Consider the following 26,026-nt stretch of genomic DNA (forward strand, 5'->3'; position numbering starts at 1 on the left):
ATCCTTATAAAGAGAATAGGTGAAAAATATGCAGAAACGATTTTATAAAAAATGTCTTTTAGCGGTAATGATTGCTGGGGTGGCAACGAGTAACGCATTTCCTTTACATCCTTTTGCAGCAGAACAAAATGTAAAGGTGCTACAAGAAAATGTGAAAAACTATTCTCTTGGACCAGCTGGATTCCAAGAAGTAATGGCACAAACAACATCAAGTATATTTGCAATGGATTCATATGCAAAATTAATTCAAAATCAACAAGAGACGGATTTAAGTAAAATAAGTTCGATTAATAGTGAATTTAAAGGGAATATGATTCAGCATCAAAGAGATGCCAAAGTTAATGCAGCATATTGGTTAAATAATATGAAGCCTCAAATTATGAAAACGGATCAAAATATTATTAATTACAATAATACTTTTCAATCGTATTATAATGACATGTTAATAGCGATTGATCAAAAGGATAGCGGAAAATTAAAAGCGGATTTAGAAAAGTTGTATGCGGATATTGTAAAGAATCAAAATGAGGTAGATGGATTATTAGGGAATTTGAAAGCTTTTCGCGATAGAATGGCGAAAGATACAAATAGTTTCAAAGAGGATACAAATCAGTTAACAGCGATATTGGCAAGTACGAATGCTGGTATTCCAGCTTTAGAGCAACAAATAAATACATATAACGATTCAATTAAAAAGAGTAATGATATGGTCATTGCTGGTGGCGTACTTTGCGTAGCGCTAATAACATGTCTTGCTGGCGGGCCAATGATCGCGGTTGCGAAAAAAGATATCGCAAATGCAGAAAGAGAAATCGCTAATTTAAAAGATAGAATTTCAGGAGCGCAAGCAGAAGTCTTAATTTTGACTGATGTAAAAAATAAAACAACAAACATGACAGAAACAATTGATGCAGCAATTACAGCACTACAAAACATATCAAATCAATGGTATACAGTAGGTGCAAAATATAATAATTTACTACAAAACGTAAAAGGAATTAGTCCGGAAGAGTTTACGTTTATAAAAGAAGATTTACATACAGCGAAAGATAGCTGGAAAGATGTAAAGGATTATACAGAAAAATTACATGAAGGCGTGGCGAAGTAAACAGTGGACTAGTTCTGCTGTTTATTTTTTTATCCTGTTTTTTGTGAGAGTTGAACTTGCAATTATATATAAGTTTGTCATGTGTTTTATCCATGTGTGTATAAAAATCTTCTCGTTATCGCTCCCTTTGATAGAATCTATTTTTATATGGTTTTTTACCGAATTTTTTTAAAATTAAATTTTATAGCTTGATAATTCATTTAAAATGATTTAATCTTATGTCAAATGATATGTTTATCTATCAAAAATGCTTTTGTAAAGATAAAGGAGTGATTGAGAATGTTAAACGCCCCATTGATGGTAAGTCTTTAGGTACAGCAGCATTGAAAAGATTGGGAAGAACTGAGTGAGTTTTCACAATAAAGAACTCTATAACTTTATGTAGTGTTTGATACCCTTCGATTAGATTTTTTGAAAAACAAATCAATATTAATTGAATCAAAGTTTAGAAATTAAATATATGAGTAGTAGAAAAAATCCATTAGTTGTTATCATGTCCTGATAAAAAAATGTAAAAAATAGAAAATGGAAATTCTGAGAAAACCTGTTCAGAAAGTATGGTATGAAAGTAAGTTAGTGAGGGGAATTCAAAACCAATTTAATAAAAGCGAGGTAAATAATATGACTTTTGAAGAAAAATTACAAGCATATGCAGAACTTACGGTGAAAATCGGTGTCAATATTCAACCAGGGCAATACTTATTAGTCAATACATCAGTGGATGCATTGGATTTCGCCCGTATAGTTGTGAAAGAGGCTTATAAGGCTGGGGCAGGGCGTGTTCATGTTAATTTTTCGGATGAAGAAATGGAACGTGCTTACTTTGATTATGCCTCAGATGAAGAATTTAATCGCTTCCCAGAGTGGATAGTCAAAATGAATGATGAGCTGATCGAATGTAAAGGAGCACTATTAATGATAGATGCTACAGATCCTGATAAATTTACAGGTATTTCATCTGATCGTCTAGCTACCTATCAAAAGGTAGCAGGAGCTGCTCTGAGAAACAATCGCAACGCCGTAATGAAGGATTCAATAGCTTGGTCGATGGTAGCAGTTCCTTCACCAAAGTGGGCATCGAAGGTGTTCCCAGGTTTAGCAACTGAGGATCAAGTACCAGCATTATGGGAGGCTATTTTTAAAGCTGTTCGTATTGGTGACGGCAGTGCTATTGAAAAATGGCGTGAACATGTAACAAATTTAGAATCTCGTGCGATCCTACTGAACGATAAAAAATATATGAAGCTTCACTATACAGCGCCAGGTACTGATTTAACAATTGCATTAGCACCACAGCATAAATGGGTTACTGGAGGTGGTAAAACTCCTGATGATACTATCTTTATGGCTAATATGCCGACAGAAGAGGTTTATACGTTACCGATGAAACAAGGTGTAAATGGCTATGTAAGCAATACAAAACCATTAGTTTATCAAGGGAATATTATCGATGGCTTTAAACTGACATTTGAAGAAGGAAAAATTGTTAAAGCTGAAGCACAGGTAGGACATGATTTATTACAAGAGCTTATTAATGTGGATGAAGGCTCTTGCTATTTAGGTGAAGTAGCACTTGTACCACATGAATCACCAATTTCAGCATCGGGAATTTTATATTTTAATACATTGTTTGATGAAAATGCATCGAACCATTTAGCGATTGGTAAAGCTTATCCAACTTGCTTAGAGGGTGGAAGAGATTTAGAAAACGATCAGCTTGAAACGTTAGGGGCAAATATTTCAGTAACACATGAGGACTTTATGATTGGCAGCAGTGAGATGGACATTGACGGTATTCTACCAGATGGAACTGTAGAACCAATTTTTCGTAAAGGTAGCTGGGCATTTTAAGTTTTTAATTTGAATAAAGGAGTAGAGTGGATGAAACGGTTACTAAGCATAATTGGTGCAACTATATAGGTGTTTCATCTGCTTTTGCTTAGGCTGAAAACTACCTCTTTAATTAGAAGTAAAATGCATGCAAAGGAGATAGGCCAATGAATTTCTGGGAAGTTGTTTTGATAGTAGTGAATTTTAGTCTATTGAGTTGGATACTGTTAATAGGCAGAGAAACGAAAAAGTGGTCTAAATTAGCTACTTTGATTGCCGTTGTAATGGTTACAGTTCAGTTATTGGCAGAAGGTTTTAGGTGGCAGATGATTCCGGCATATGTATCCCCAGTTATCTTAATTTTATGCTATTTATTAGCTGGGCGGAAAAAGGGCTTTAGAAGTTCGGGTATATTCATAGTTAAGACTTCGTTACTATGTATCTATTTGTCTGTAGCAGTTGCGCTACCCTTACTTATGCCAGTATTTTCATTTGAAGAACCAACTGGTCCACATAGGGTCGGTACGAAGCTATATCATTGGGTTGATCATCAGAGAAATGAACCATATTCAAAAAATCCAAACGATCGGCGCGAACTGATGGTGCAAATTTGGTATCCTGCAGCTGAAAAAAGCAAGGGGGATCCAGAACCTTATATTCGTAACATAAATGAGCTCTCCAAGGGATTGGAAAAAACATTGTCTATTCCTGCATTTGCATTCAGCCACATGGAATTGGTAAAGTCTCATTCGTTTATGGATTTACAACTCTCAGACTCAGAGAATCACTATCCCATATTACTCTTCTCTCATGGTTTTAATGGTTTTCGTAATCAAAACACGTTTCAAGTTGAGGAGTTGGCTAGTCAAGGATATATTGTTCTAAGTATCGATCATACCTTTGATGCTGCAGCTACCGTCTTTCCAGGTGGTCGAACTGCTTACGTACAGCCCATCAATTTAACTGATGAAGGAGATAGTCACATAAAATTATGGGAGGAAGATGTCAGCTTTGTCCTTAATCAGATAGAGAAACTTAACGAAAACGATGAGACCGGTTTCTTTACAGGAAGACTGGATACCTCGCGAATTGGAATGTTTGGCCACTCTTACGGTGGAGCTACCGCAGCACAAATACTTGCAAAAGATTCTCGTGTCAAAGCAGCTATCAATATGGATGGTACATTGTATGGTGAAATCTTGCCTGAAAGTGGCATTGGAAAACCATTTCTGCTCATGAATGCAGAAGAGCCTGATGAAGCAGATCCCTTTGAAGTGAGGGAGCGATACGGACGCGGGTTAGCTGGCGGTGGTATGTCAATAGTCATTCCTCATACGGATCATACAAGCTTTACCGATTTACATTTGTTCTCACCTCTGTTGCAGAGCCCAGGTGAAAATCCAAAGGAAGTTCATCGTATTATTAACGAATTCAGCCTGGCATTTTTTGACCAGTATGTAAAACAGAAGGATGACGGCTCAACCCTTAAAAGGCTGATAACCAAATACCCAGAAGTGAATTTTAAAATAAACCGATAACTTTATGCAGAAAGTAACTCGTACCATTTCCTTTGGCTCTTGTATTTATTACATTAAAGAATTTAATTTCTTCATCGTTATCTAAATAATGAAATGCTAAAAATGAAACATTCAAAGTACTATCAGTTTCAGGAATATAATTCTTTTTGAAAAGCTACATTCAGCAGCTGGACACTTTATTTGAGATTGTTTATTATAATATCAAATGATATATTTATCTATCAAAAATGACGACTTTATACAGAAAAAGGGAGAGATTGACGATGAAGAAAGACTTGTCAGCGTTGAAGGAAGCGAGATTTAATGCAATTCTTGATTCAGCTACTATATTGCTTGTTGAAAATCCTACTGCTTCGATGAATGAAATTGCGGAATATGCGGGAATTGGAATTGCTACACTCCATCGCTACGTCGAAAGCAGGGAGAAATTGATGCTGTTCTTGGGCCATCGGGCTATACAACTGGTAAGTGATACTGTAAACCAGATTCCACTGGATGAGGAAAGAAGCGAAAACTATATCCCGGAACTCATTGAAGCGTTAATCCCTTTAGGTGACAAAATCTATTTTCTAGGTCATGATGCATCTGTATTTAACAACAAAGAATTAGGTGAAGCAGAAGAGAAGCTGAGGGAACCCTTAAGACGCGTTATTGAATTGCTACAACAAAGAGGTTACTTTCAGCAAACAGTTAGCAGTGAATGGATTTTGAATACGCTTTATGCTCTGCTTTTCCATACCTGGGAACAGGTACATGAAGGAAATGTGGCTAAAAAATCTGCTGCAGAGCTTGTTTTAAATACATTTTATTATGGTTTCAAAGCTAAGGATGAATTGAGAGGGAAGTGAACTGATTCAAATCCATGATAATTAATATTAATAATATAGAAAGTGAAAAGGAGCAATAGGATAATGAATAAAATCTCTATTGTAAAGGCTGTTCATCAATCCATGGTCGGCGCCCAGCTAAATGTAATGGCATTGGAATACATGGCGTTTCCACTTGCAGGATCTGAGGAGAAGAACACAGTCGATTGGACATTTTGTAAGCTATGGCGGCAGGAGAACAACCGTTTTAGTCATCAATACGCCTATGAAGCTCAAATGGACGGGAAAACTTTAGGGATGATTACTTGCTATCCCATACCCGTTTTAAATCGTCTTGCCTGGCCCACTTTTAAACAGCTGCTTTCGTTCCGGAAGCTGGGTTTTGTTGTTTATAACATTCTGAATATCAAAATGCTTTATTCCATGTTTACCTTGAAGGAGGGAGAAGATGACGAGTTTCACATCGGAACAATTGCCTTACTGCCCGAAAGTCGAGGACTAGGGATAGGTACCAGATTAATTGAGTTTGCTGAGGAACAAGCTTCGCTGCAAGGCTTTGCCAAATGCTCTCTGACGGTAAAGAAAGAGAACCAACTTGCCATTAAATTGTATCAGAGGATAGGCTACCAGATTACAGGTGAAATCAATAAACCAAAGTTATCGTTGTACAGAATGGTCAAAAACGTAGAACCTTACAACCATTTATAAAAAATTTGTACAGTATTAGAGGGTACCAGCACATGCCCATAAGCTTAAGGATTCAAAATTACCCCAAAGTAAAAAATGTACATTTTTTACAAGTTAACACAAAATTTTAGCTTGATAGTGATGGGATGAGGCTTCTATATAAAAAAACACAGTTTACACTCAAACTGTGTTTTTTCGACGTATAATGCTTTATCAACATCTCTTTTTATTCTTTAAAATCTGCAACAGAACCAGGCCCCTCCTCAAAGTATAAATTCCAAGGGAGGAACCGTTTTTTTATTTACTTATATACGTACAGCTGTACCACTGACAGCAACCATTAACATTCCATCACGTACAACTTCGTAATCTACGTCAATACCAACGATAGCGTTCGCACCTTTTTGTTTTGCAAGTTCTTTCATTTCGTCCATTGCAATATCACGAGCGTCTTTTAGCTTACTTTCATAAGCACCAGCACGGCCACCGACAACATCACGAACTGAAGCGAATAAATCGCGGACAATGTTTGCACCCATAATAGCTTCACCATTTACAATATCAATATACTCAATAATTTCTTTACCTTGAATTCCAGACGTTGTTGTTACAATCATAACCGATACTCTCCTAATAAGTTGTAGTTTTGATAAGATTTCTTATGCTTTAGAAAAAGTGGTTCTGGTACCAAAAATACTCGATAGAAACATAGAGTATTTTTGCATCAAAACCTTCAATTACATATGTCTTGTTATGACATATGCAATTAAATAAAAGGAATAAAATTGTTTAACATATGTATCGCTATAACATATGCAAGGGATCTATTAGAAATAAGATAAGCCGCAGTAAGCATCACCGTACCAGGTAAATATATAGCAAGATCCGAAAGTTGATTTGAATGAAGACCTGCAAAAATTATAATCGAAACGATGGATGCAATAGCAGTACCAACATATTCCGAAAAACGATTCACTAATATATGACGAAATATGATTTCTTCAATTATTGGCCCTATAATCCCAAATAGAAGTAATGTGAATATAATAGGCACCTCTGCGCCCCTTGTAAGGACCTGTTCTTGGTTCTCTGGCTGACCTATGTTTAGAAAATGCATAATAGAATTTTCCACAATTACCATAAGTAAAACCACCATAGGAATGCTTACTATTTTCAAAATTGTTTTCTCTTTAAAATAAGTAAAACTTTCAATAATTTCTTTCCTAAAGAAAATTATTCCTACAATAGCAGGTACAGTCAAACCGATGGCACTAAGAGCAAATTCTGATTCAACTAAATTACTGTTAGTTAAAAGTGATAGGCCAAATAATATGAACAAGCCAATTTGGAGTAGTGCAAACATTGTATAAACTATTAGCATAATAATTTCTTTTTTATTCATTTTTATAAAGTTCACTTTATTACCTCCATAATTAAGTTACTTAGAATCTTTGATTTTTCTTGCTGCATTAGGTTCTCCTTCTAAAATATATTTATTTAATACCGAACCGGACCGTTCGGTTCGGAAACTAATGATACTATAAGTTTCTAGTTTTTTAAACCCCTTTTATAAATTATTAATAAAATAAAAATGGTAAATAACAAATATATTTATATCTCAGTTGCTTATTTACAAGCAAATTTCAGTACTCATTAATTTTTGACAATTAGCTTTTTATAGAATGAAGTGATAAGGCTTTTAACTGCAAGGACTGCGGGAGATATCCTAATATACGAAGTGAAAGTGGGAGTAGTTCAAACACTTTAGCTAAACATATTAATAAAAATTATATATAATAATCATAGTCTATACGTTAAAATTAACTATATATTTTTACACCTTCTACAATTGTAGGTGAAATTAGTTGTATAACAGGACTGAATTAAATAATTGGACATGTTAATTTTGACAGAAAATTTATTTGAATGATATAGATAATACAATTTGATTACCTCTTTTCAAACTGTATTGTTTGAGGTTCACATAATATAGGGATGGATAATATATTTTTGTTCCAAACTTATTTATACTTACAAAAAAATTCAAGAAAATAGATGGTAAATATCACCTGGAATATTAAGCTCGTTTTTATTAGGAGGATTACAAAGTATGACTAAAGTTGATAAGATTAAAGAAAAAATTATTGAAACATCTTTATATTTATTTAATACTAATGGGATAACTCGCACATCCATACAGGATATAATGACAGCTACTGAACTACCTAAAGGATCTATTTATCGTAGATTCAAAAGTAAAGAAGAAATTGTCCTTGCTGCCTATGACAAAAGTGGTGAGATTATGTGGAGTCATTTTCATAAAGCAATGGAAAATAAAAAGACAGCAATCGATAAAATCCTTGCAATTTTCCTTGTATATCAAGATGCAGCTAATAATCCTCCTATTGCTGGAGGCTGTCCATTACTTAATAGCGCAATTGAAAGTACTGGAGTATTTCCAGAATTACAAAAAGCAGCAGCAAAAGGTTATGATGATACAGTAATGTTAATGGCTTCTCTCATAAAAGAAGGAATAGAGAAACAAGAACTTAAAGAAGATATAGATATTATATCGCTCGCTTCTTTTCTTGCATCTTCAATGGAGGGAGCTATTATGGCAAGTCGCGTATCTAACGATAATATACACCATCATTATTTTATTGAACAAATAAAACATCATCTTTTCTCTTATTCTAAATAAGTGAGAACTTGCAGTGTTTCCATCCGATTTTTATAAACTTAAATTGAATACATACCCCTTATGAACAGTATCTTTTGTTTATGAGGGGTATTTGAATAGCTTTTAGACGATGTTTCATGTTTCTTATTGAACGGCTTTGTTATCGTTACTACAGGAAAAGCAATAAAGAATTACATATAAACCGATTTATATGTTTTAAGTGTTTCTATATTGGGTTTGTAAATCTACACAATAAGGTTTCATTGTATATAATAAGTGGAATAGAAGTTCAGTTAGATAAAATTCGGTAGTCGAATTTTTTTGCATAAAGCTGTATAATGCTTGTAACGAAAGGGAAATACAGGAAGGGATTTGTAATGAGTTACTATGGAAAAAGATAAACAACAATTAAGCGTTGAAGTTGCAAGATTATATTATCAATCAGATTATAGTCAGCAAGAAATTGCTAATAAATTAAATATTTCAAGACCGACGATTTCTAGATTGTTAAAGTACGCGAAAGAAAAAGGGTTTGTTCAAATTAGCATCGCTGATCCATTTGCTGATTTAGATAACGTCGGGAATTTACTGAAAGAAAAGTACAACTTGTTAGAGGCACATGTGGTATTTTCTCCAGTGCCGGAATATGCAACGATTACAGAGTATATAAGTAAATATGCTGCTGAGTATATGGAAAAGACGGTTAAAAACGGTGATATTGTTGGTGTAAGCTGGGGCATGACTATGTATGAAATCGCTAGAAAAATCGTACCGCAACATGTAAAAGGGGTAGAGGTTGTCCAGCTAAAAGGTGGTATTAGTCATTCAAGTGTAAATACATATGCGAATGAGACGATAGCTTTATTTGCAGATGCTTTTCAAACGACGCCAAGAAATCTACCTCTTCCGGTTATATTTGATAATGCAGTGACAAAAGAATTAGTGGAGCAGGATCGACATATTCATCACATTATCGAAATGGGAAAACAAGCGAATATTGCAATTTTCACTGTAGGAACAGTGCGAGACGAAGCGCTATTATTCCGATTAGGTTATTTCGATAAGGATGAAACAAATTTACTCAAAAAACAATCGGTCGGTGACATTTGTTCACGTTTCTTTGATGGTGACGGAAATATTAGTAGTGAAGAAATCAATAAGCGTACCATTGGAATTGAGTTAGAGGAACTGAAATTAAAGAAACGCTCTATTTTAGTTGCAGGTGGTAATAGAAAAATAAAAGCAATTGATGGTGCGTTACGTGGCGGGTATGCAAATGTATTAATTATCGATCAGCATACAGCAAAAGAACTGTTACATTATCAAAAAGGTTAGAAATAAAAGGAGTTCTCAAAATTAACATATTGAGAACTCCTTTTATTTTGTTATGTATGAATGATAGGAGTCTTTTTTGAACACAATTTGCCTTTTTAAAAATAATTATGGATATGGAGATACATACTACCATTGTTAACATAGAAAATTTGATTATATATGAACTGTTCTTTGTTAGAATGCGCTTTATTTACTACAAGAAAATGCTTTTTAAAAAAGAATGAACAAAATTTCAAAAGTGTATTTACATTTGTTCAACTAAGAGTTAGAATGAAGTTGTTAAAAGATATGAGGAGTGAAGATAATGAACATTGCAAAGTTAATTGACCATACAATTTTAAAAGCTAATACTACTAAAGAAGATGTTATGAAAGTAATCGAAGAAGCAAAGAAATATAAATTCGCTTCTGTTTGTATTAACCCAACATGGGTAAAATTAGCGGCTGATGAACTAGCTGGACATGATGTAGACGTTTGTACTGTAATCGGTTTCCCATTAGGAGCAAGCACTACTGAAACAAAAGCATTTGAAACAAAAGATGCTATCGCAAAAGGTGCAACTGAAGTTGATATGGTAATCAACGTAGGCGCTTTGAAAGATGGCGACAACGAACTTGTTGAAAAAGACATTTATGAAGTAGTACAAGCAGCAAAAGGAAAAGCTCTTGTAAAAGTAATCATTGAAACTTGCCTATTAACAGATGAAGAGAAAGTACGTGCTTGTGAATTATCAGTAAAAGCTGGTGCTGATTTCGTAAAAACTTCAACTGGATTCTCAACTGGCGGAGCAACTGCTGAAGATATCGCATTAATGCGTAAAACAGTAGGACCAAACGTTGGTGTAAAAGCATCTGGCGGTGTTCGTACACGTGAAGATGCAGACAAAATGGTAGCTGCTGGAGCTTCTCGCGTTGGAGCAAGTGCTAGTGTTGCAATCGTATTAAATGATGCAAAAGGTGCTACAGATAACTACTAATCGATAAAAGCTTAAAGCAATAGATATACGTTTAAAGTATATCTATTGCTTTAATAATTGAAAAAATGTAAGCGGATACGAATGGGAGGAAACGGCTTATGAAATACTTAATCGGTGTTTTTGGCCTCGTATTGATTTTAGGTATCGCTTGGCTTGCTAGTAATGATAGAAAGAAAGTCAAATATCGTCCAATCATAACGATGGTTATATTACAATTCATTTTGGGGTTTCTATTATTAAATACAAGTGTAGGGAATATATTAATTAGCGGAATAGCAGATGGTTTTGGAGAGCTATTAAAATATGCCGCTGACGGTGTGAATTTCGTATTTGGTGGATTAGTAAATCAAAAAGAGTTTTCGTTCTTTTTAAGTGTATTAATGCCAATCGTATTTATATCAGCCTTAATAGGTATTTTGCAACATATTAAAGTATTACCTATTATTGTGAAATCTATCGGTCTAGCATTAAGTAAAGTAAATGGAATGGGGAAACTAGAATCATATAACGCTGTTGCATCTGCGATTTTAGGACAATCTGAAGTATTTATTTCAGTTAAGAAACAACTAGGGTTATTGCCAGAGAAAAGAATGTATACATTATGTGCATCAGCAATGTCTACAGTTTCTATGTCTATCGTTGGATCATATATGGTGTTATTAAAACCACAATATGTTGTAACCGCTTTAGTGCTTAACTTATTCGGTGGTTTCATCATTGCTTCTATCATTAACCCATATGAAGTTACTGAGGAAGAAGATATGTTAGAAGTACAAGAAGAAGAGAAGAAGACCTTCTTTGAAGTATTAGGGGAATACATTATTGATGGATTTAAAGTTGCGATTACAGTAGCAGCTATGTTAGTCGGTTTCGTTGCTCTTATCGCATTCATTAATGCAGTATTTAAAGGTGTAATCGGTATTTCATTCCAAGAAATTCTTGGTTATGCATTTGCACCATTTGCATTTATTATGGGTGTACCTTGGCATGAAGCAGTTAATGCCGGAAATATTATGGCAACAAAATTAGTATCAAATGAATTTGTCGCTATGACAGATTTAGCACAAGGAAACTTTAATTTCTCAGATAGAACGACAGCGATTATCTCTGTATTCTTAGTTTCATTTGCAAACTTCTCTTCAATTGGGATTATTGCAGGGGCAGTTAAGAGCTTAAATGAAAAGCAAGGGAATGTAGTCGCAAGATTTGGTTTGAAATTACTATTCGGTGCAACATTAGTAAGTTTCTTATCAGCAACAATCGTTGGCTTATTATTTTAATAGATTTATATAATATAAAAAGGAATGGTGATTGTAATGAGAATGGTAGATATTATTGCAAAAAAACGTGACGGCAAAGAATTAACGACTGAAGAAATCAAATTCTTTATTAATGGATATACAGACGGAAGTATTCCTGATTATCAAGTGAGTGCGCTTGCAATGGCAATCTTCTTTAAAGATATGACAGATCGCGAACGTGCAGATTTAACGATGGCGATGGTTGAGTCTGGAGAAACGATCGACTTATCAGCAATTGAAGGAATTAAAGTAGACAAACATTCAACTGGCGGTGTTGGTGATACAACAACATTAGTATTAGGACCGTTAGTAGCTGCTTTAGATGTACCAGTAGCAAAAATGTCTGGTCGTGGTTTAGGACATACAGGCGGAACAATTGATAAATTAGAAGCGGTAGAAGGATTCCACGTTGAAATTACGAAAGAACAATTCATTGATATTGTAAACCGTGACAAAGTAGCTGTTATTGGACAAACAGGAAACTTAACACCTGCAGATAAAAAGATTTATGCATTACGCGACGTAACAGGAACTGTTAACTCAATTCCTTTAATCGCAAGTTCAATTATGAGTAAAAAAATTGCAGCTGGTGCTGACGCAATCGTACTTGATGTAAAAACAGGTGCTGGTGCATTTATGAAAACAGAAGAAGATGCAAAAGAATTAGCACATGCAATGGTACGTATCGGAAATAACGTAGGACGTCAAACAATGGCAGTTATTTCAGATATGTCACAACCTCTTGGATTTGCGATTGGTAATGCTCTAGAAGTGAAAGAAGCGATTGATACGTTAAAAGGTGAAGGTCCAGAAGATTTAACAGAATTAGTACTCGTATTAGGAAGTCAAATGGTCGTACTTGCGAAAAAAGCAAATACGTTAGAAGAAGCTCGTGAAATGCTAATTGAAGTGATGAAGAACGGAAAAGCAACTGAGAAGTTTAAAGAGTTCTTAAGCAATCAAGGCGGAGATAGCTCAATTGTAGACAATCCAGAAAAAATGCCACAAGCGAAGTATGTAATTGATGTACCTGCAAAAACTTCAGGTGTTATTTCTAACATTGTTGCAGATGAGATTGGCATTGCAGCTATGTTACTTGGTGCAGGTCGTGCAACGAAGGAAGATGAAATCGATTTAGCAGTAGGATTAATGTTACGTAAAAAAGTTGGCGATGCAGTAAAAGAAGGCGAGCCTTTCGTAACAATCTACGCAAACCGTGAAAATGTAGAAGATGTAAAAGCAAAAATTTATGAGAACATCTCTATCGCTGAAACAGCAGTGGCTCCTAAATTAGTTCATACAGTTATTACTGACTAATCATCATTTCATTTACTTTGAGGGGGAAATAATATGGATAAGAAAAAATATATTGAAGAAGCAAACAAGATGTTATCGAAAGCGTATATTCCGTATTCTAAATTTCCTGTTGGCGCAGCGTTAGTTACGAAAGAAGGGAAAATCTATACTGGTTGTAATATAGAAAATGCTTCTTATGGTTTATGTAACTGTGCAGAAAGAACAGCAATATTTAAAGCGGTATCAGAAGGGGAGCGCGATTTTAGTTATTTAGTTATTACAGGAGAAACTGATGGACCTATTTCACCATGTGGTGCGTGTAGACAAGTAATTGCTGAATTCTGTGATCCGAAAATGCCTGTATTACTAACGAATGTAAAAGGTGATGAAAAAGAAGTGACTGTTGAGCAATTACTTCCAGGTGCTTTCACAATTGACGATTTAAAATAAGTTAAAAAGCCATTTTGCAATTATTAATTGCAGAATGGCTTTTTTGTTCATATTCCGTTCATAAACTTTGCGTAAAATGATTGCAGCGAATATGGAAAGTTTACAGCAGGAGGAATATAATGAAGAAATTCTATAATGTGGCATGTAGTTACTTATTGGTTTATGATTTTGCTCAAAAAGTCTTTTAAATAGATAGGAGTGGGAAGAGTATGATAGCACTTTTATCAAGTATTTTAGCGGTTTGTATGGCTGTTGGTGTCATGTTTCTGCGCTTTAAAGCAGCGAAAAAACCGGTAACGAAAAAGAAAATTATATAGCCGCCAATTTTTATGAGTACTGGAGCAATGATGTACTTTTTACCGGAATTCCGATTAACGTCGTTAGAAATAATAGAAGCAATTATTGCAGGGCTTATTTTCTCTGTATTTCTTATAAAAACAACGAAGTTTGAAATAAGAGACGAACAAATATATATGAAACCGTCAAAAGCATTTATATTTATTTTAGTCGGATTATTAGCTGTACGAGTAGCGTTGAAATCATATTTAAGTCAATCGATTGATTTGGCAGAGTTAAGCGGAATGTTTTTCTTACTTGCATTTGCGATGATTGTGTCGTGGAGAATTGCGATGTATCGCTCGTTTACTAAATTAGAAAAGACAATAAACATAGCTGGAATTTCTATATAGGAAATCCAGCTCTGTTTATGTTTTATTAAAATTCTTTAGCGCGGAACTCATTTGCTTAATTTTAAACGTATTTGAGCATCTTGTAATGCGGCTGGTGTAACGTTAAGACCATTTTGATCAACAATTTTTGTGTTTAATAAAATGGAATCTAAGCTTCCACGAAATGTTTGTGTATAGTTTTGACGCAACATTTGTTGTTCTTGTTTTTCATCAACTGTTAATCCAGATGTTCTTTCTTTTTTTGATAATTCATTAATACGGAATAAAATGTTTTGCATTTTGTTCACCTCTTGCTTTAAATTAAATTAGCAACTTACTAATTTATAGTTATTGTAACTTATTTAGTTGTTTGTGTCAATAATATCTAAAATTTAGTTAAAAATTGACGAAAAATTATAACAATAATAGAATGAATTGTATTGATGATTAGTTTCACAAGCATACATAGAACACTAGGGGGATTATTATGAAATCAACATTTTTTTCTCAAAATAGAGAACGATTAGCAAACACATTACCAGAGGGATCTATTACGGTTTTATTTGCGGGACAAGCACCGCATATGTCAGCTGATGCACATTATAAATTTGTACCGAATCGTAATTTTTACTACTTAACGGGAATCGATGAACCAAATGTTATTTTTATGCTGAAAAAGTTTGGGAATAGTGTAGAAGAGACACTTTTCATTGGAAAATCAGATCCAGTAATGGAAAAATGGGTTGGGAAGACAGTTTCTAGCGAAGAAGCAGAGGGAATTTCAGGTATAAAGAAAGTTGTATATTTAGATAGCTTTGAAAAGACAATGTCAAATATACTTTTTACAGAAAATGCGAAGCATCTATATTTAGATATAGAACGTCGTGATTGGAATGGTACGGAGACAAAAACATTAGCATTTGCTAAACATGTAAGAGAAAAATACCCACACGTAACAATTGGTAATGTATATCCGAACATTTGTGAATTACGAGTGTTTAAAACAGAGGAAGAAATTGAAATTATTAAAGAAGCGATTGCTGTAACGAAAGATGGTATTTACAATGTGTTAAAAAATGCAAAAGCAGGCATGATGGAGTATGAATTAGAAGCTCAATTTGATTTTACACTGAAATCATCTGGCATTAAGCACCATGCGTTCAATACAATTTTGGCGAGTGGGAAAAATGCTACAGTTCTTCATTATGAAGATAATGATGCACAAATTCAAAATGGTGACTTAGTATTACTAGATTTAGGTGCTCAAAAAGACTACTATAACGCTGATATTAGTTATACATTCCCGGCAAATGGAACATTCTCTAGTCGTCAAAAACAAATTTATAATATTGTATTAAAAGCATTAAAAGAAACAACAGCGCTTATTAAGCCAGGATTAAAGTTCGCTGCATTAAATGAGCATACAAAAAAGGTACTGGCAGAAGAGTGTAAAGCAATTGGTTTAATTCAAGAAGATGAAGAGTTATCAAAATACTATTATCATGGTGTCAGCCATTTCCTTGGTTTAGATACACATGATGTAGGAACATATAAAGATAGAATGTTAGAAGAAGGTATGGTTATAACAATTGAACCTGGTCTTTATATTGAAGGAGAATCAATTGGAATTCGTATTGAAGATGACATTCTTGTAACGAAAGACGGGTATGAAAACTTGTCAAAAGATATCATTAGAGAAGTTGAAGAAATTGAAGAATTTATGAGTGTAAATAATGAACATGTAAAAGGAAACCAAGCTGTAGTTAAATAATAAAAGAGTCATCACTAATTTATTTGAACTTTATCTCGAATCGTGGACAATTAAAAAATCCATGATTCGGGATAGGGTTCTTTTCTTCGAAATACTAATCTTTAATTATTAATCCTAATAAAGTAGCAAACTGAACAGCTTGATATGTTGATACTTTACATCCTCTTAAATCGTTCACTGAAACTGTAAGTGTATCAAAGGTAGAAGAACTAATATCTATCCCCTTCAGTGATGTCTGATCAAAATTAGCTTCATCAAGACTACATAATTGGAATTCAACTTTTTTAAGTTTACAGTCAAAAAAATCTGCATTATTTAATGAAGTTTCATTAAATATAATTTTTTCTAGTTTAGAATTTCCAAATGCTGCTAAATTCAAAATTGAATTCTCAAATTTAACATTTCCTAAGCTAGATTCTGTGAAATTTACTCCGATTAATTTACTATTTTTAAATTCGACTCTGTGAACAGAAGAATTGCTTAAATTAACATTTGATAAATCACAGTTTTCAAAACAAACATCTGTAATATCAATATTGCTAAAGTCTGTATTAGTGAATTTACAATTCTTTATCACTGCATCATACAATCGCACTCTATCTACACATTCATTTTCGAAAGTGGAGTCTATAATTTCACAGACTTCTAATGTTGGATCTTCTTCATAAAAAATATCTTGAAAATTCTTTGAAGATAACTCTGGTGAAATTTTTGGTCTATCAATTTTCATCGTATATCAATCCTCTTCTATTTGATATATTTGTGTAATTTGAGTCCATTGTCTGTAAAGAACATTAGTTCTTATTATACAAAAATCTAAGTTCTTTTGTGAAGAGCATTTTAGCTACATTTTTCTTATTTAATAATAGCAGTGTTATTGTTTCTTAAGAAATAACGTCAAAACAAATACGAGAACGGCTAATATAGTCGCTACAAGGAAAGCATTATGTATTTTTAAAATATTCGCCTCTTGTAATGTCTCCGCTTTTAGTAATCTTCCAATTAGCTTACGTAAGATCTAATTACATCTCCTTATTTTCTTGAAAATCAACTTCTATAATGATTTTGAAAAAGAAAAAGGGGGGATTTTCCATGAAGCGATTTGTATTAGCAGTCATTACAGTCTCTGCAATATTTTTAATTGCTGCCTGTTCTGTGACGACAAATACAACAAATGATCATAAAAATATGAATGATAAAAAAACACTACAGACTGAAACAGCTATAACACCATTGAAGGTTGAAAAAGGACCAGAAGTTACTTTAATAGCGAAAGAAGAAAAGCAAAAATTAAGTAACGGTGTTGTTGTTCCAGTCTGGACATTTAATGGCTCATCTCCTGGTCCAGAAATTCGGGTGAAAAAAGGTGAAAAGGTGAAAGTGACATTAAAAAATGAATTATCTGCACCAGTATCTATTCATTGGCATGGATATCCTGTCCCAAATAACATGGATGGAATTCCAGGTGTGACACAAGATGCAGTTGAACCAGGAAAAAGTTTCACTTACGAATTTGAAGCGAACGTACCAGGAACGTACTGGTATCACTCGCATCAAGATTCTGTAAATCAATTAGATAGAGGTTTGTATGGAGCGCTTATTGTAGAAGATACAAAGGAAAAATATGATAAAGATTACACATTAATGTTGGATGAATGGGTTACAGATAAAGAAGAAATGAATAAGCAGTTAAAAGAAATGACAAAAGGGCAAATAGGTAATAAATCTAAAGGTAATGAAAATGAGGAAAAGAATGATGATAAGAACGGCATGGCTCATTCTGGTATGGACATGGGCAGTGATCAAAAAGACTCTGGCAATATGGCAGGAATGGACCATGGAAATATGAAGATGGAAGGTCATGATATGAGTATGTATGATTTATTCACAATCAATGGAAAAAGCGGTGATTTAGTAGTGCCATTGAAACTGAATAAGGGAGATAAAGTTCGTCTTCGACTCGTTAATGCTGGTTATCTATCACATGATATACATGTTCACGGTCATGATATAAAAGTAATTGCGACAGATGGTCAACCAATAAACGATCCAAAAGTTATAGGGGATAAAGTAATTTCAATTGCACCGGGTGAACGTTATGATGTTGAATTTACTGCTAACAATTCGGGGAAATGGTATGTTGAAGACCATTCAGAAAATAAAGGTGCAAAAGGAATGAAAGCTGTTATTGAATATGATGGCAGCAAAGAGATGAAAGATAAAGCAGATGAAAAAGAAAAATTACCGAAATTAGATATGACGAAATATGGTGCTAAAAAATTAGGTAGTTTCACGTTAAATCAGCAGTATACTGCCACATATAATATGGACTTAAATACGCAAATGAATGGAAATGAAATGGTATATACAATTAACGGAAAGGTATTTCCAGATATTGACCCAATTCAAGTAAAAAAGGGTGATTTAGTAAAAGTAAAATTAGTAAATGGTTCTAAAATGGACGATCATCCAATGCATTTACATGGTCACTTCTTCCAGTTATTGAGTAAAGATGGAAAACCGATAGAAGGTTCTCCAATTGTGAAAGATACATTGAACTTAAAACCGGGAGAAGAATATGAAGTAGCCTTTGTAGCAGATAATCCGGGCGATTGGATGTTCCACTGTCATGATTTACACCATGCTTCAGCTGGGATGGTAACAGAAGTAAAATATACAGATTACAAATCGGATTATGTTCCAAACCGAAACATTCCTAATAAGCCAGAGTAATATTAAGCAGTTATCCTATGGATAGCTGCTTATTCATTTTTGTTGCAAGTACTAATGTATGTGTTGATCATGCCCGGATGTAGGTGAGGGAGTATGATCTGGGAATGTCGCGAATACGGCAACGATAATTACTACACTAATTGAAAGTAATGACAAAAAACGCTGTTGGATAAAAGTAGAAAAGTTCTCCGATAATAATTGAATCACACAGGACATAGTAATCGTTATAGTAAGTAAAAGGCTAATGAACAATATACTATGAGCTTGTTGAGCGTTTAACATTTCTGTAATCATTGCTCCCATCATACTTGCCATTAATCCAGAGAACATTCCTTCTAAAGCGGTATATAGGTGAAAACGTAGACCGATTAAAAAGCCGATAAAACCACTAATTGAAATAGCAAGCAAAGTAGAATATAGTAATTCCTCCTTAAAGAGAATGCCTAAGTAAAAAACAATACTTAAACCGATACTCATACTAAAAGACATAATAAATACCATATACTCCATTAGGGTACCCTTACGTTTAGAAATATAGGATGTAATAAGAATCGAAGTACAGCAAAGTGTTAAGGTAGTTAACGTATAAGCAAACATTATGATACCTCCTTGTCCTATCGTTCATTTCATCATATGTTTATATGGAGGGTACTTATGCTTATTAATATTTGCATATTATCTGCACAATTTCATAGATGTAAGCAAAGGAACGCTTGATTTTTTAGGGCGTCTTTTTTAATTATAAGCATGTGAAAGAAATTGTTATATTATGAGTTTCTATTGTGAAGCCATAAAGAATAAGCGTATAATATTATAGGTCTCCCATTTGCGAGACAAACCGCGAATGATAAATAAGATTGTTGTTTTATCATCGCTTCTAAACATATAGACAATGAAAGTAACACTGGAATACAGATAGGGAGTTATAAAATGAAATTAATTATTGCCGAGAAACCAGATCAAGGGTTGGCTCTTGTTTCACAGTTTAAATATCGCCGGAAAGATGGATATTTAGAGGTAGAAGCGAATGAGTTATTTCCAAATGGAGCGTACTGTACATGGGCAATTGGTCATTTGACGCAGTTATGTAATCCAGAGCATTATCACGCAGAGTGGAAAAAATGGTCACTTAATACGTTACCGATGATTCCAGAGCGTTTTCAATTTGAAGTAACAAAGTCGAAGTATAAACAGTTTAACGTTGTGAAACAGCTGTTACATAATCCACAGGTAACAGAAATTATTCACGCAGGCGATGCTGGGCGTGAAGGGGAACTGATCGTACGAAATATTATTAATCTTTGTAACGTGCAAAAGCCGATGAAGCGTCTATGGATTTCGTCTTTAACGAAGCAAGCTATTTACCAAGGGTTTAAAAATCTACTTGATGAATCAGATACAATTAATACGTATTACGAAGCATACACAAGATCTTGTGCTGACTGGGTTGTTGGTATGAATGCATCACGTGTCTTTAGTATTTTGCTAAAGAAAAAAGGAATGAATGATGTATTTTCTGCTGGTCGTGTCCAGACACCAACGTTAGCATTGATTGTAAAGCGAGAGAAAGAAATTGAAAACTTTAAGTCAGAGCCTTTCTGGGAAGTGTTTGCAACCTTTAATATAGAAGGAAAGAAATATGACGGAAAATGGGAAAAGGATAATGAATCCCGCTTAAAAGACCCTGATATGGCGAATAAAATTGCGGCATTTTGCCAAGGAAAACCGGCTGTTGTGAAGGAAATGAAAACGGAGCGTAAAGAGTTTCAGCCGCCACTTTTATTTAACTTATCATCACTGCAAGCAACGGCAAATAAAGCCTTTAAGTTTTCACCGAAAAAGACGCTTGATATAACGCAAGCACTCTATCAAAAAGGGATTGTTTCTTATCCACGTTCAGATTCTAACTATGTTACACAAGGAGAAGCAGCGACGTTCCCTGATATTTTACAGAAGTTAAGTCAGTTTGATGAATATAAAGGCTTATTACCGGCTCCGGTTGAATCCATTATGAATAACAAGCGTTATGTAAATGAAAAGAAAGTAACAGATCACTACGCAATTATTCCGACAGAGCAAGTTACAAACCCAAGCAGACTATCAGGTGATGAAAAGAAAATATACGATATGATCGTAAGAAGGCTTATTGCAGCTCATTATGAAGTTGCAATCTTTGACTATACAACGATTGTAACGCTTGTAGATGAACGTGCTGAATTCATTTCAAAAGGAAAACAGCAAATTCAAGAAGGTTGGCGTAAAGTTATTTTCCAAGACGATAAAGATGACGAAACCATTCTTCCAATTGTAGCTGAAGGCGAAGAAGGAAAAGTTGTAAAGGTGAAAGTGAAAGAAGGAAAAACACAGCCACCGAAGCGCTATACAGAAGGACAACTTATTACGTTAATGAAAACAGCTGGTAAGTATTTAGAGAATGAAGAGCTGGAGAAAGTATTAAAGAAAACAGAAGGTTTAGGTACGGAAGCGACTCGCGCAGGTATTATTACGATGCTGAAAGACCGTAAGTATATAGATGTAAAGAAAAACCAAGTGTATGCGACTGATAAAGGAAAAGTATTAATTACCGCAATTGGTGATAAAATACTAGCTTCACCAGAAATGACTGCGAAATGGGAACAACGTCTTGCGGAAATTGGTGAAGGTACAGCTTCACCAGCTACATTTATGGAACAGACGAAAAAGCTATCAGCTAAAATTATTGAAGATGCAGTGGAAATGTCTGAGAAGTGGGATTTCACTGGACTACATGTTGAATCGATTGAACGAAAAGGATCGAAATTTACAACGGGTAAAAAGGTTGGTAGCTGTAAAAAATGTGATGGCGATGTAATTGATAAGTCAACGTTTTACGGTTGTTCTAACTATAATACAACGCAATGTGATTTCACCATTTCAAAGAAGATATTAAGTAAAACAATTTCGCAAAAGAATATGACAAAGCTCTTAAAAGGTGAAAAGACTGATTTAATTAAAGGCTTTAAAAAGGGCGAGAAAACGTTTGATGCGAAATTAGAGTGGAAAGATAATAAGATTAATTTTGTATTTGAGAATTAATTTGTTAAAAGAGCATGACATAAAACTGTCATGCTCTTTTGTTTTTCTTTTATATAAAATTTAACGATAAAAAAAATCCTTTAAATAATAATTTTTTATTGTAAAACGATAAAATTTGTATTAAAATCAAAATCATAATAAATGAGTGAGGTGCTTTTGTTAAAAGGTAACAACCTTATTTTTAAAATTAGAGGAGGTATAACTATGAACATTAACAATTTGATTGTTAAAAATATGGATAACCCCCATGAGTTGGAGAAGATGTATAGAAAAGATCCGAAAGCTTTTAAAAAAGCATTCTCACAAGCATGGGACCAAAACCCTGATTCTCAAGTTCTAGGTGCTTGGTATGAAAGGTTGCATTTCAAGGAGAAAGTAAATAAAGAAAAAACATCTTTGTTTCAAAAAGGTTTCTTATTCATGGGCCTTTTAGCTATTCTGGCCGGCATAAGCACCAGGATCATTTTCCACTTTGTTGAGCAGGAAGCAATTGCTCCAATTAACTTGGCTTTTGGTGTAATTCCCTTTATTGCTGCTTATTTTGTTTACAATAATACTCCGAAAAAAAGTATTATTTATTCCCTTGCAGCGTTGTTCCTAATTTCCGGGTATTATCTTAATACGCTGCCAGTAAATTATAAAGACAGTACCATACTTGCGTATTTACATCTTCCTATATTTTTATGGGTCTTAGTAGGGCTTGCATTTACAGGAAATGAATATTCAAAAGGCAGTACAAGATTAGCCTATATTAAATTTAATTTAGAATATTGTCTTCTCTACGGGAGCATGGCAGTGAGCGGAATGATACTTGCGGTATTCACCATGCGTTTATTTAGCTTTGTTGACTTAGATATAGGAGAATTCTATTTTAGTAATGTTGTTTTATTTGGAGCAGCGGCTCTCGCTATTGTGACTGCATACTTAGTATCAATGAATCTTAAGCTTGCTAAAAATATTACACCATACATATCTAAAATTTTTAGTCCTCTCGTCCTGATCACGTTGCTTATCTATCTTATAACGGTAATTTGGATCGGGAAAAATCCATTCTTGGATCGCAATTTCCTAATGGCCTTCAACGGAATACTGCTTGGCGTATTGGCTGTTACTATATTTTCTATCGTTGAGAGTGACTCGGACGAGAAAAAGAACATTTCAGATTATATAAATTTTTCCTTAATTGTTCTGGCGCTTATTATTGACACTGTCGCATTGTCAGCCATAGTATTCAGACTTTCTTCTTACGGGATTACACCTAATAGACTTGCTGTTTTAGGTGTAAACATACTGGTCTGGGCAAATTTAATTTGGATTATGTTTTCCTATATGCGTTTCTTGCAAAATAAATCAGGACCAAAAGCTATCCAAGATGCCGTTACGAAGTATTTGCCAATATACGGACTTTGGGCAGCTTTCGTTATATTTACGTTTCCTATCATTTTTAATTAGAAAGGATCTGTTAATGTAACGAAAAGTTAATTCTCTATAACATATAAAATTTTTAGAGCCGATCAATTTATAATTGGTATTATTACGTTTGTAGTTTCGGTAATTTCATTTGTATTGATAAATAAGAAGTAAGTGTTGTATGTAATCTTTCCATAATAAAAAACGTCCCAAAATGGGACGTTTTTTATTATGCATATTGCCGTTTTTTCTTAATAAGCAACAAAACTTGTGACACACAAGCTAGTACCGGTAACTCAATCAATGGTCCAATAACGAGTGCAAGTGCGATAAGAGGCTCGTTTGGAAAAGCTGTTACAGCGATAGCGAGTGCAACAGGTGAGTTTCTTGCTAACGTTGTTAAGCTTAGACTTACTGTATCTTTGTAAGATAAATGCATGATGCGCCCGATAAATTGTCCTAGTAAGAAATTAATGATGAAGAACAATAGAACAGGAACGAGTAATAATAAAACGACATTCATATTTTGCAGTAAATATTTACCTTGTGATGCAAACATCGCTACTATTGCTAAACTTAAAAATACAATTTGAGCAGAGCTGAAAAACGGAATGAGTTTATTCTCGAGAGTTTCAGCTTTTTTCATTTTATTCATAATGAACTTTGTAGCGTGTGCAAGTATAAATGGTAAGACGATTACGATAACAATACTTTCTACTAAAACAGAAATCGCTACAGTTTTCATGACACCAGCAAATAAAAATAAATAAATGGGAAGGAGCAGTACTTGCAAAATTAAATTTACAGGTAAAATTGCAGTAGAAAGTGCTACATTACCTTTCGCTATTTCAGTAAAGATTAAGTACCAATCTGTACATGGAGTAACCATTAACATTATAAATCCAACCCAAAGTGCTGGATGATCGGAAAGAAATAGTGCTCCTAACCCCCAAGCGAGTAAAGGTGTCCATAAGAAGTTAATAGTAAGACTTGTTCCAGCAAATTTTAAATTGCGAAATCCGTTTTTTATTTCTTTTAATGGAATGCTGAGGAATAATCCATATAGCATGAAAAATAAGAAGGGGACAATAAATTTGTCTGAATACGTATGTATCATATTAAATTGTCCGAGTACGATGCCGCATGTAACAGCAAAAAGAATAATAAAAGTTTGAATCTTTTCTATAGTGCTCATGAATAAATCCTTTCTATATATGAATTTTCCTCTCAAAGTTTATTATACAAGTAATAAAGATGTATTTGGTGTTCAATTGTATTTTAGTTAATATTTTTAAATTGAGATTTTATTTTTCATTAAAAGTTACTTGACTAAAGTAAGTGACTATATTAAAATCACTTACATAAGGTAATTAAATAACAAAAAGTTTTTTGTATCTTTACTTAAGGTATCTATTGGAACTTTTTCTTAGAATAAGAATTTTTGTGATGATGAATAATGAATATGATAAGAAAGTTTAGGTGAAAAAAATGGGATTATTTAGCTCGTTATTTGGTAAAAAAGAAGAAAATACAAAAGTAGAGGAGAATAAAACAATGTCAAAAGTATTATTTGTAAAAGCAAACGATCGTCCAGCGGAGCAAGCAGTTAGTTCAAAAATGTATGAAACATTTGTAAGTACTTATAAAGAAGCAAATCCAAATACAGAAATTACGGAATTAGATTTATTTGCATTAGATCTTCCTTATTACGGAAATATCGCGATTTCAGGTGGATATAAACGTAGCCAAGGCATGGAGTTAACTGCTGAAGAAGAGAAGGCAGTTGCTACAGTAGATCAATATTTAAATCAGTTTTTAGAAGCTGATAAGGTTGTATTTGCATTCCCATTATGGAACTTTACAGTACCAGCGCCATTAATCACATATATTTCATACTTATCTCAAGCTGGAAAAACGTTTAAATATACAGCAAATGGCCCAGAAGGTTTAGTTGGTGGTAAAAAAGTAGTTGTGTTAGGTGCTCGTGGTTCAGATTACTCTTCAGAGCAAATGGCTCCTATGGAAATGGCAGTTAATTACGTAACAACGGTACTTGGATTCTGGGGAATTACAAATCCAGAGACAGTTGTAATTGAAGGACACAATCAATATCCAGATCGTTCACAACAAATTGTTGAAGAAGGTCTAGAAAACGTTAAAAAAGTAGCAGCAAAATTTTAATTCATGATAGTAAATGGAAAAACCAACATGGATGACCATGTTGGTTTTTTAGTCTATTTTTCATGTTAAAAAATGTATATTTATAAAATAAAAGAAAAGTTCGAAAATAGTATTGCAAAATATTATATAGCAAATTATAATGAGTTCAAGAATAGTTGAT

The 26,026-nt window shown here is 33.9% G+C and carries 22 protein-coding genes and 1 pseudogene; 17 read left to right on the forward strand and 6 right to left on the reverse strand.

Annotation, left to right across the window (positions count from 1 at the left end; translation table 11 throughout):
- Positions 1-28 precede the first annotated feature (28 nt).
- The 5 genes from nheC (at position 29) to MR136_RS18930 (ending at position 6,011) form a co-directional block, all read left to right on the forward strand.
- The gene (nheC, locus tag MR136_RS18910) at positions 29-1,108 is read left to right on the forward strand and encodes a non-hemolytic enterotoxin NHE subunit C (RefSeq protein WP_078421602.1); all 1,080 of its coding nucleotides are present in this window, start codon (positions 29-31) and stop codon (positions 1,106-1,108) included.
- 621 nt (positions 1,109-1,729) lie between these two features.
- Positions 1,730-2,959 carry an aminopeptidase gene (locus MR136_RS18915; RefSeq protein ID WP_017673936.1) on the forward strand — a complete coding sequence of 410 codons (1,230 nt, stop codon included), beginning with the start codon at positions 1,730-1,732 and terminating at the stop codon, positions 2,957-2,959.
- Between the two features lie 146 nt (positions 2,960-3,105).
- Positions 3,106-4,476, forward strand: a complete 1,371-nt coding sequence (locus MR136_RS18920; RefSeq protein WP_017657309.1) for an alpha/beta hydrolase family protein — start codon at positions 3,106-3,108, stop codon at positions 4,474-4,476.
- Between the two features lie 263 nt (positions 4,477-4,739).
- Positions 4,740-5,324 (forward strand): TetR/AcrR family transcriptional regulator, encoded by a 585-nt coding sequence (locus MR136_RS18925; RefSeq protein WP_000710981.1) that lies wholly within the window; start codon positions 4,740-4,742, stop codon positions 5,322-5,324.
- Between the two features lie 63 nt (positions 5,325-5,387).
- On the forward strand, positions 5,388-6,011 hold the full coding sequence (locus MR136_RS18930; protein ID WP_001033856.1) for a GNAT family N-acetyltransferase: 624 nt from the start codon (positions 5,388-5,390) through the stop codon (positions 6,009-6,011).
- Between the two features lie 284 nt (positions 6,012-6,295).
- Here the strand turns inward: MR136_RS18930 and MR136_RS18935 are convergent, their stop codons facing one another.
- Complete coding sequence (locus MR136_RS18935; RefSeq protein ID WP_000637505.1) at positions 6,296-6,607, reverse strand: heavy metal-binding domain-containing protein; 312 nt, start codon at positions 6,605-6,607, stop codon at positions 6,296-6,298.
- A gap of 149 nt (positions 6,608-6,756) precedes the next feature.
- On the reverse strand, positions 6,757-7,407 hold the full coding sequence (locus MR136_RS18940; RefSeq protein ID WP_001009308.1) for a CPBP family glutamic-type intramembrane protease: 651 nt from the start codon (positions 7,405-7,407) through the stop codon (positions 6,757-6,759).
- Positions 7,408-8,100: 693 nt separating this feature from the next.
- Here MR136_RS18940 and MR136_RS18945 point away from each other — a divergent pair.
- The 7 genes and pseudogenes from MR136_RS18945 (at position 8,101) to MR136_RS18975 (ending at position 14,717) form a co-directional block, all read left to right on the forward strand.
- A complete protein-coding gene (locus MR136_RS18945) occupies positions 8,101-8,691 on the forward strand; it encodes a TetR/AcrR family transcriptional regulator (RefSeq protein WP_000169640.1) in 591 nt (196 codons plus the stop codon).
- A gap of 366 nt (positions 8,692-9,057) precedes the next feature.
- A complete protein-coding gene (locus MR136_RS18950; RefSeq protein WP_000409781.1) occupies positions 9,058-10,005 on the forward strand; it encodes a sugar-binding transcriptional regulator in 948 nt (315 codons plus the stop codon).
- 304 nt (positions 10,006-10,309) lie between these two features.
- A complete protein-coding gene (deoC, locus tag MR136_RS18955; RefSeq protein WP_017673935.1) occupies positions 10,310-10,981 on the forward strand; it encodes a deoxyribose-phosphate aldolase in 672 nt (223 codons plus the stop codon).
- 98 nt (positions 10,982-11,079) lie between these two features.
- Positions 11,080-12,261 (forward strand): NupC/NupG family nucleoside CNT transporter, encoded by a 1,182-nt coding sequence (locus MR136_RS18960; protein WP_000876188.1) that lies wholly within the window; start codon positions 11,080-11,082, stop codon positions 12,259-12,261.
- Between the two features lie 36 nt (positions 12,262-12,297).
- Positions 12,298-13,599 (forward strand): pyrimidine-nucleoside phosphorylase, encoded by a 1,302-nt coding sequence (locus MR136_RS18965; protein WP_001983022.1) that lies wholly within the window; start codon positions 12,298-12,300, stop codon positions 13,597-13,599.
- Between the two features lie 33 nt (positions 13,600-13,632).
- Positions 13,633-14,028 carry a cytidine deaminase gene (locus MR136_RS18970; RefSeq protein WP_000358533.1) on the forward strand — a complete coding sequence of 132 codons (396 nt, stop codon included), beginning with the start codon at positions 13,633-13,635 and terminating at the stop codon, positions 14,026-14,028.
- Positions 14,029-14,237: 209 nt separating this feature from the next.
- Positions 14,238-14,717, forward strand: a pseudogene (locus MR136_RS18975) (CcdC family protein).
- 47 nt (positions 14,718-14,764) lie between these two features.
- Here MR136_RS18975 and MR136_RS18980 read toward each other — a convergent pair.
- The gene (locus MR136_RS18980; RefSeq protein ID WP_001179621.1) at positions 14,765-14,995 is read right to left on the reverse strand and encodes a DUF896 domain-containing protein; all 231 of its coding nucleotides are present in this window, start codon (positions 14,993-14,995) and stop codon (positions 14,765-14,767) included.
- A gap of 188 nt (positions 14,996-15,183) precedes the next feature.
- Between MR136_RS18980 and MR136_RS18985 the strand changes: the two genes are divergently transcribed.
- Positions 15,184-16,467: an aminopeptidase P family protein gene (locus MR136_RS18985; RefSeq protein ID WP_242259554.1), complete on the forward strand. Its 1,284-nt coding sequence runs from the start codon at positions 15,184-15,186 to the stop codon at positions 16,465-16,467.
- 94 nt (positions 16,468-16,561) lie between these two features.
- Here the strand turns inward: MR136_RS18985 and MR136_RS18990 are convergent, their stop codons facing one another.
- Positions 16,562-17,197, reverse strand: coding sequence for a pentapeptide repeat-containing protein (locus MR136_RS18990; RefSeq protein ID WP_000687265.1), 636 nt, complete (start codon positions 17,195-17,197; stop codon positions 16,562-16,564).
- 362 nt (positions 17,198-17,559) lie between these two features.
- Between MR136_RS18990 and MR136_RS18995 the strand changes: the two genes are divergently transcribed.
- Positions 17,560-19,200 carry a multicopper oxidase family protein gene (locus tag MR136_RS18995; RefSeq protein WP_088338954.1) on the forward strand — a complete coding sequence of 547 codons (1,641 nt, stop codon included), beginning with the start codon at positions 17,560-17,562 and terminating at the stop codon, positions 19,198-19,200.
- A gap of 51 nt (positions 19,201-19,251) precedes the next feature.
- On the opposite strand, the gene MR136_RS19000 is transcribed toward MR136_RS18995, so the two are convergent.
- Positions 19,252-19,797 (reverse strand): hypothetical protein, encoded by a 546-nt coding sequence (locus MR136_RS19000; protein ID WP_017673929.1) that lies wholly within the window; start codon positions 19,795-19,797, stop codon positions 19,252-19,254.
- Between the two features lie 333 nt (positions 19,798-20,130).
- Between MR136_RS19000 and topB the strand changes: the two genes are divergently transcribed.
- On the forward strand, positions 20,131-22,275 hold the full coding sequence (topB, locus tag MR136_RS19005; RefSeq protein WP_000766771.1) for a DNA topoisomerase III: 2,145 nt from the start codon (positions 20,131-20,133) through the stop codon (positions 22,273-22,275).
- Between the two features lie 204 nt (positions 22,276-22,479).
- The gene (locus MR136_RS19010; RefSeq protein ID WP_078421605.1) at positions 22,480-23,727 is read left to right on the forward strand and encodes a DUF4153 domain-containing protein; all 1,248 of its coding nucleotides are present in this window, start codon (positions 22,480-22,482) and stop codon (positions 23,725-23,727) included.
- Between the two features lie 187 nt (positions 23,728-23,914).
- Here MR136_RS19010 and MR136_RS19015 read toward each other — a convergent pair whose 3' ends face one another.
- Positions 23,915-24,880 (reverse strand): arsenic resistance protein, encoded by a 966-nt coding sequence (locus tag MR136_RS19015; protein ID WP_000103810.1) that lies wholly within the window; start codon positions 24,878-24,880, stop codon positions 23,915-23,917.
- 293 nt (positions 24,881-25,173) lie between these two features.
- Between MR136_RS19015 and MR136_RS19020 the strand changes: the two genes are divergently transcribed.
- Complete coding sequence (locus tag MR136_RS19020; RefSeq protein ID WP_000522517.1) at positions 25,174-25,866, forward strand: FMN-dependent NADH-azoreductase; 693 nt, start codon at positions 25,174-25,176, stop codon at positions 25,864-25,866.
- Positions 25,867-26,026: the final 160 nt, after the last annotated feature.

Origin of the sequence: Bacillus cereus group sp. BfR-BA-01311 (assembly GCF_022664295.1) — a bacterium.
GTDB lineage: Bacteria > Bacillota > Bacilli > Bacillales > Bacillaceae_G > Bacillus_A > Bacillus_A cereus.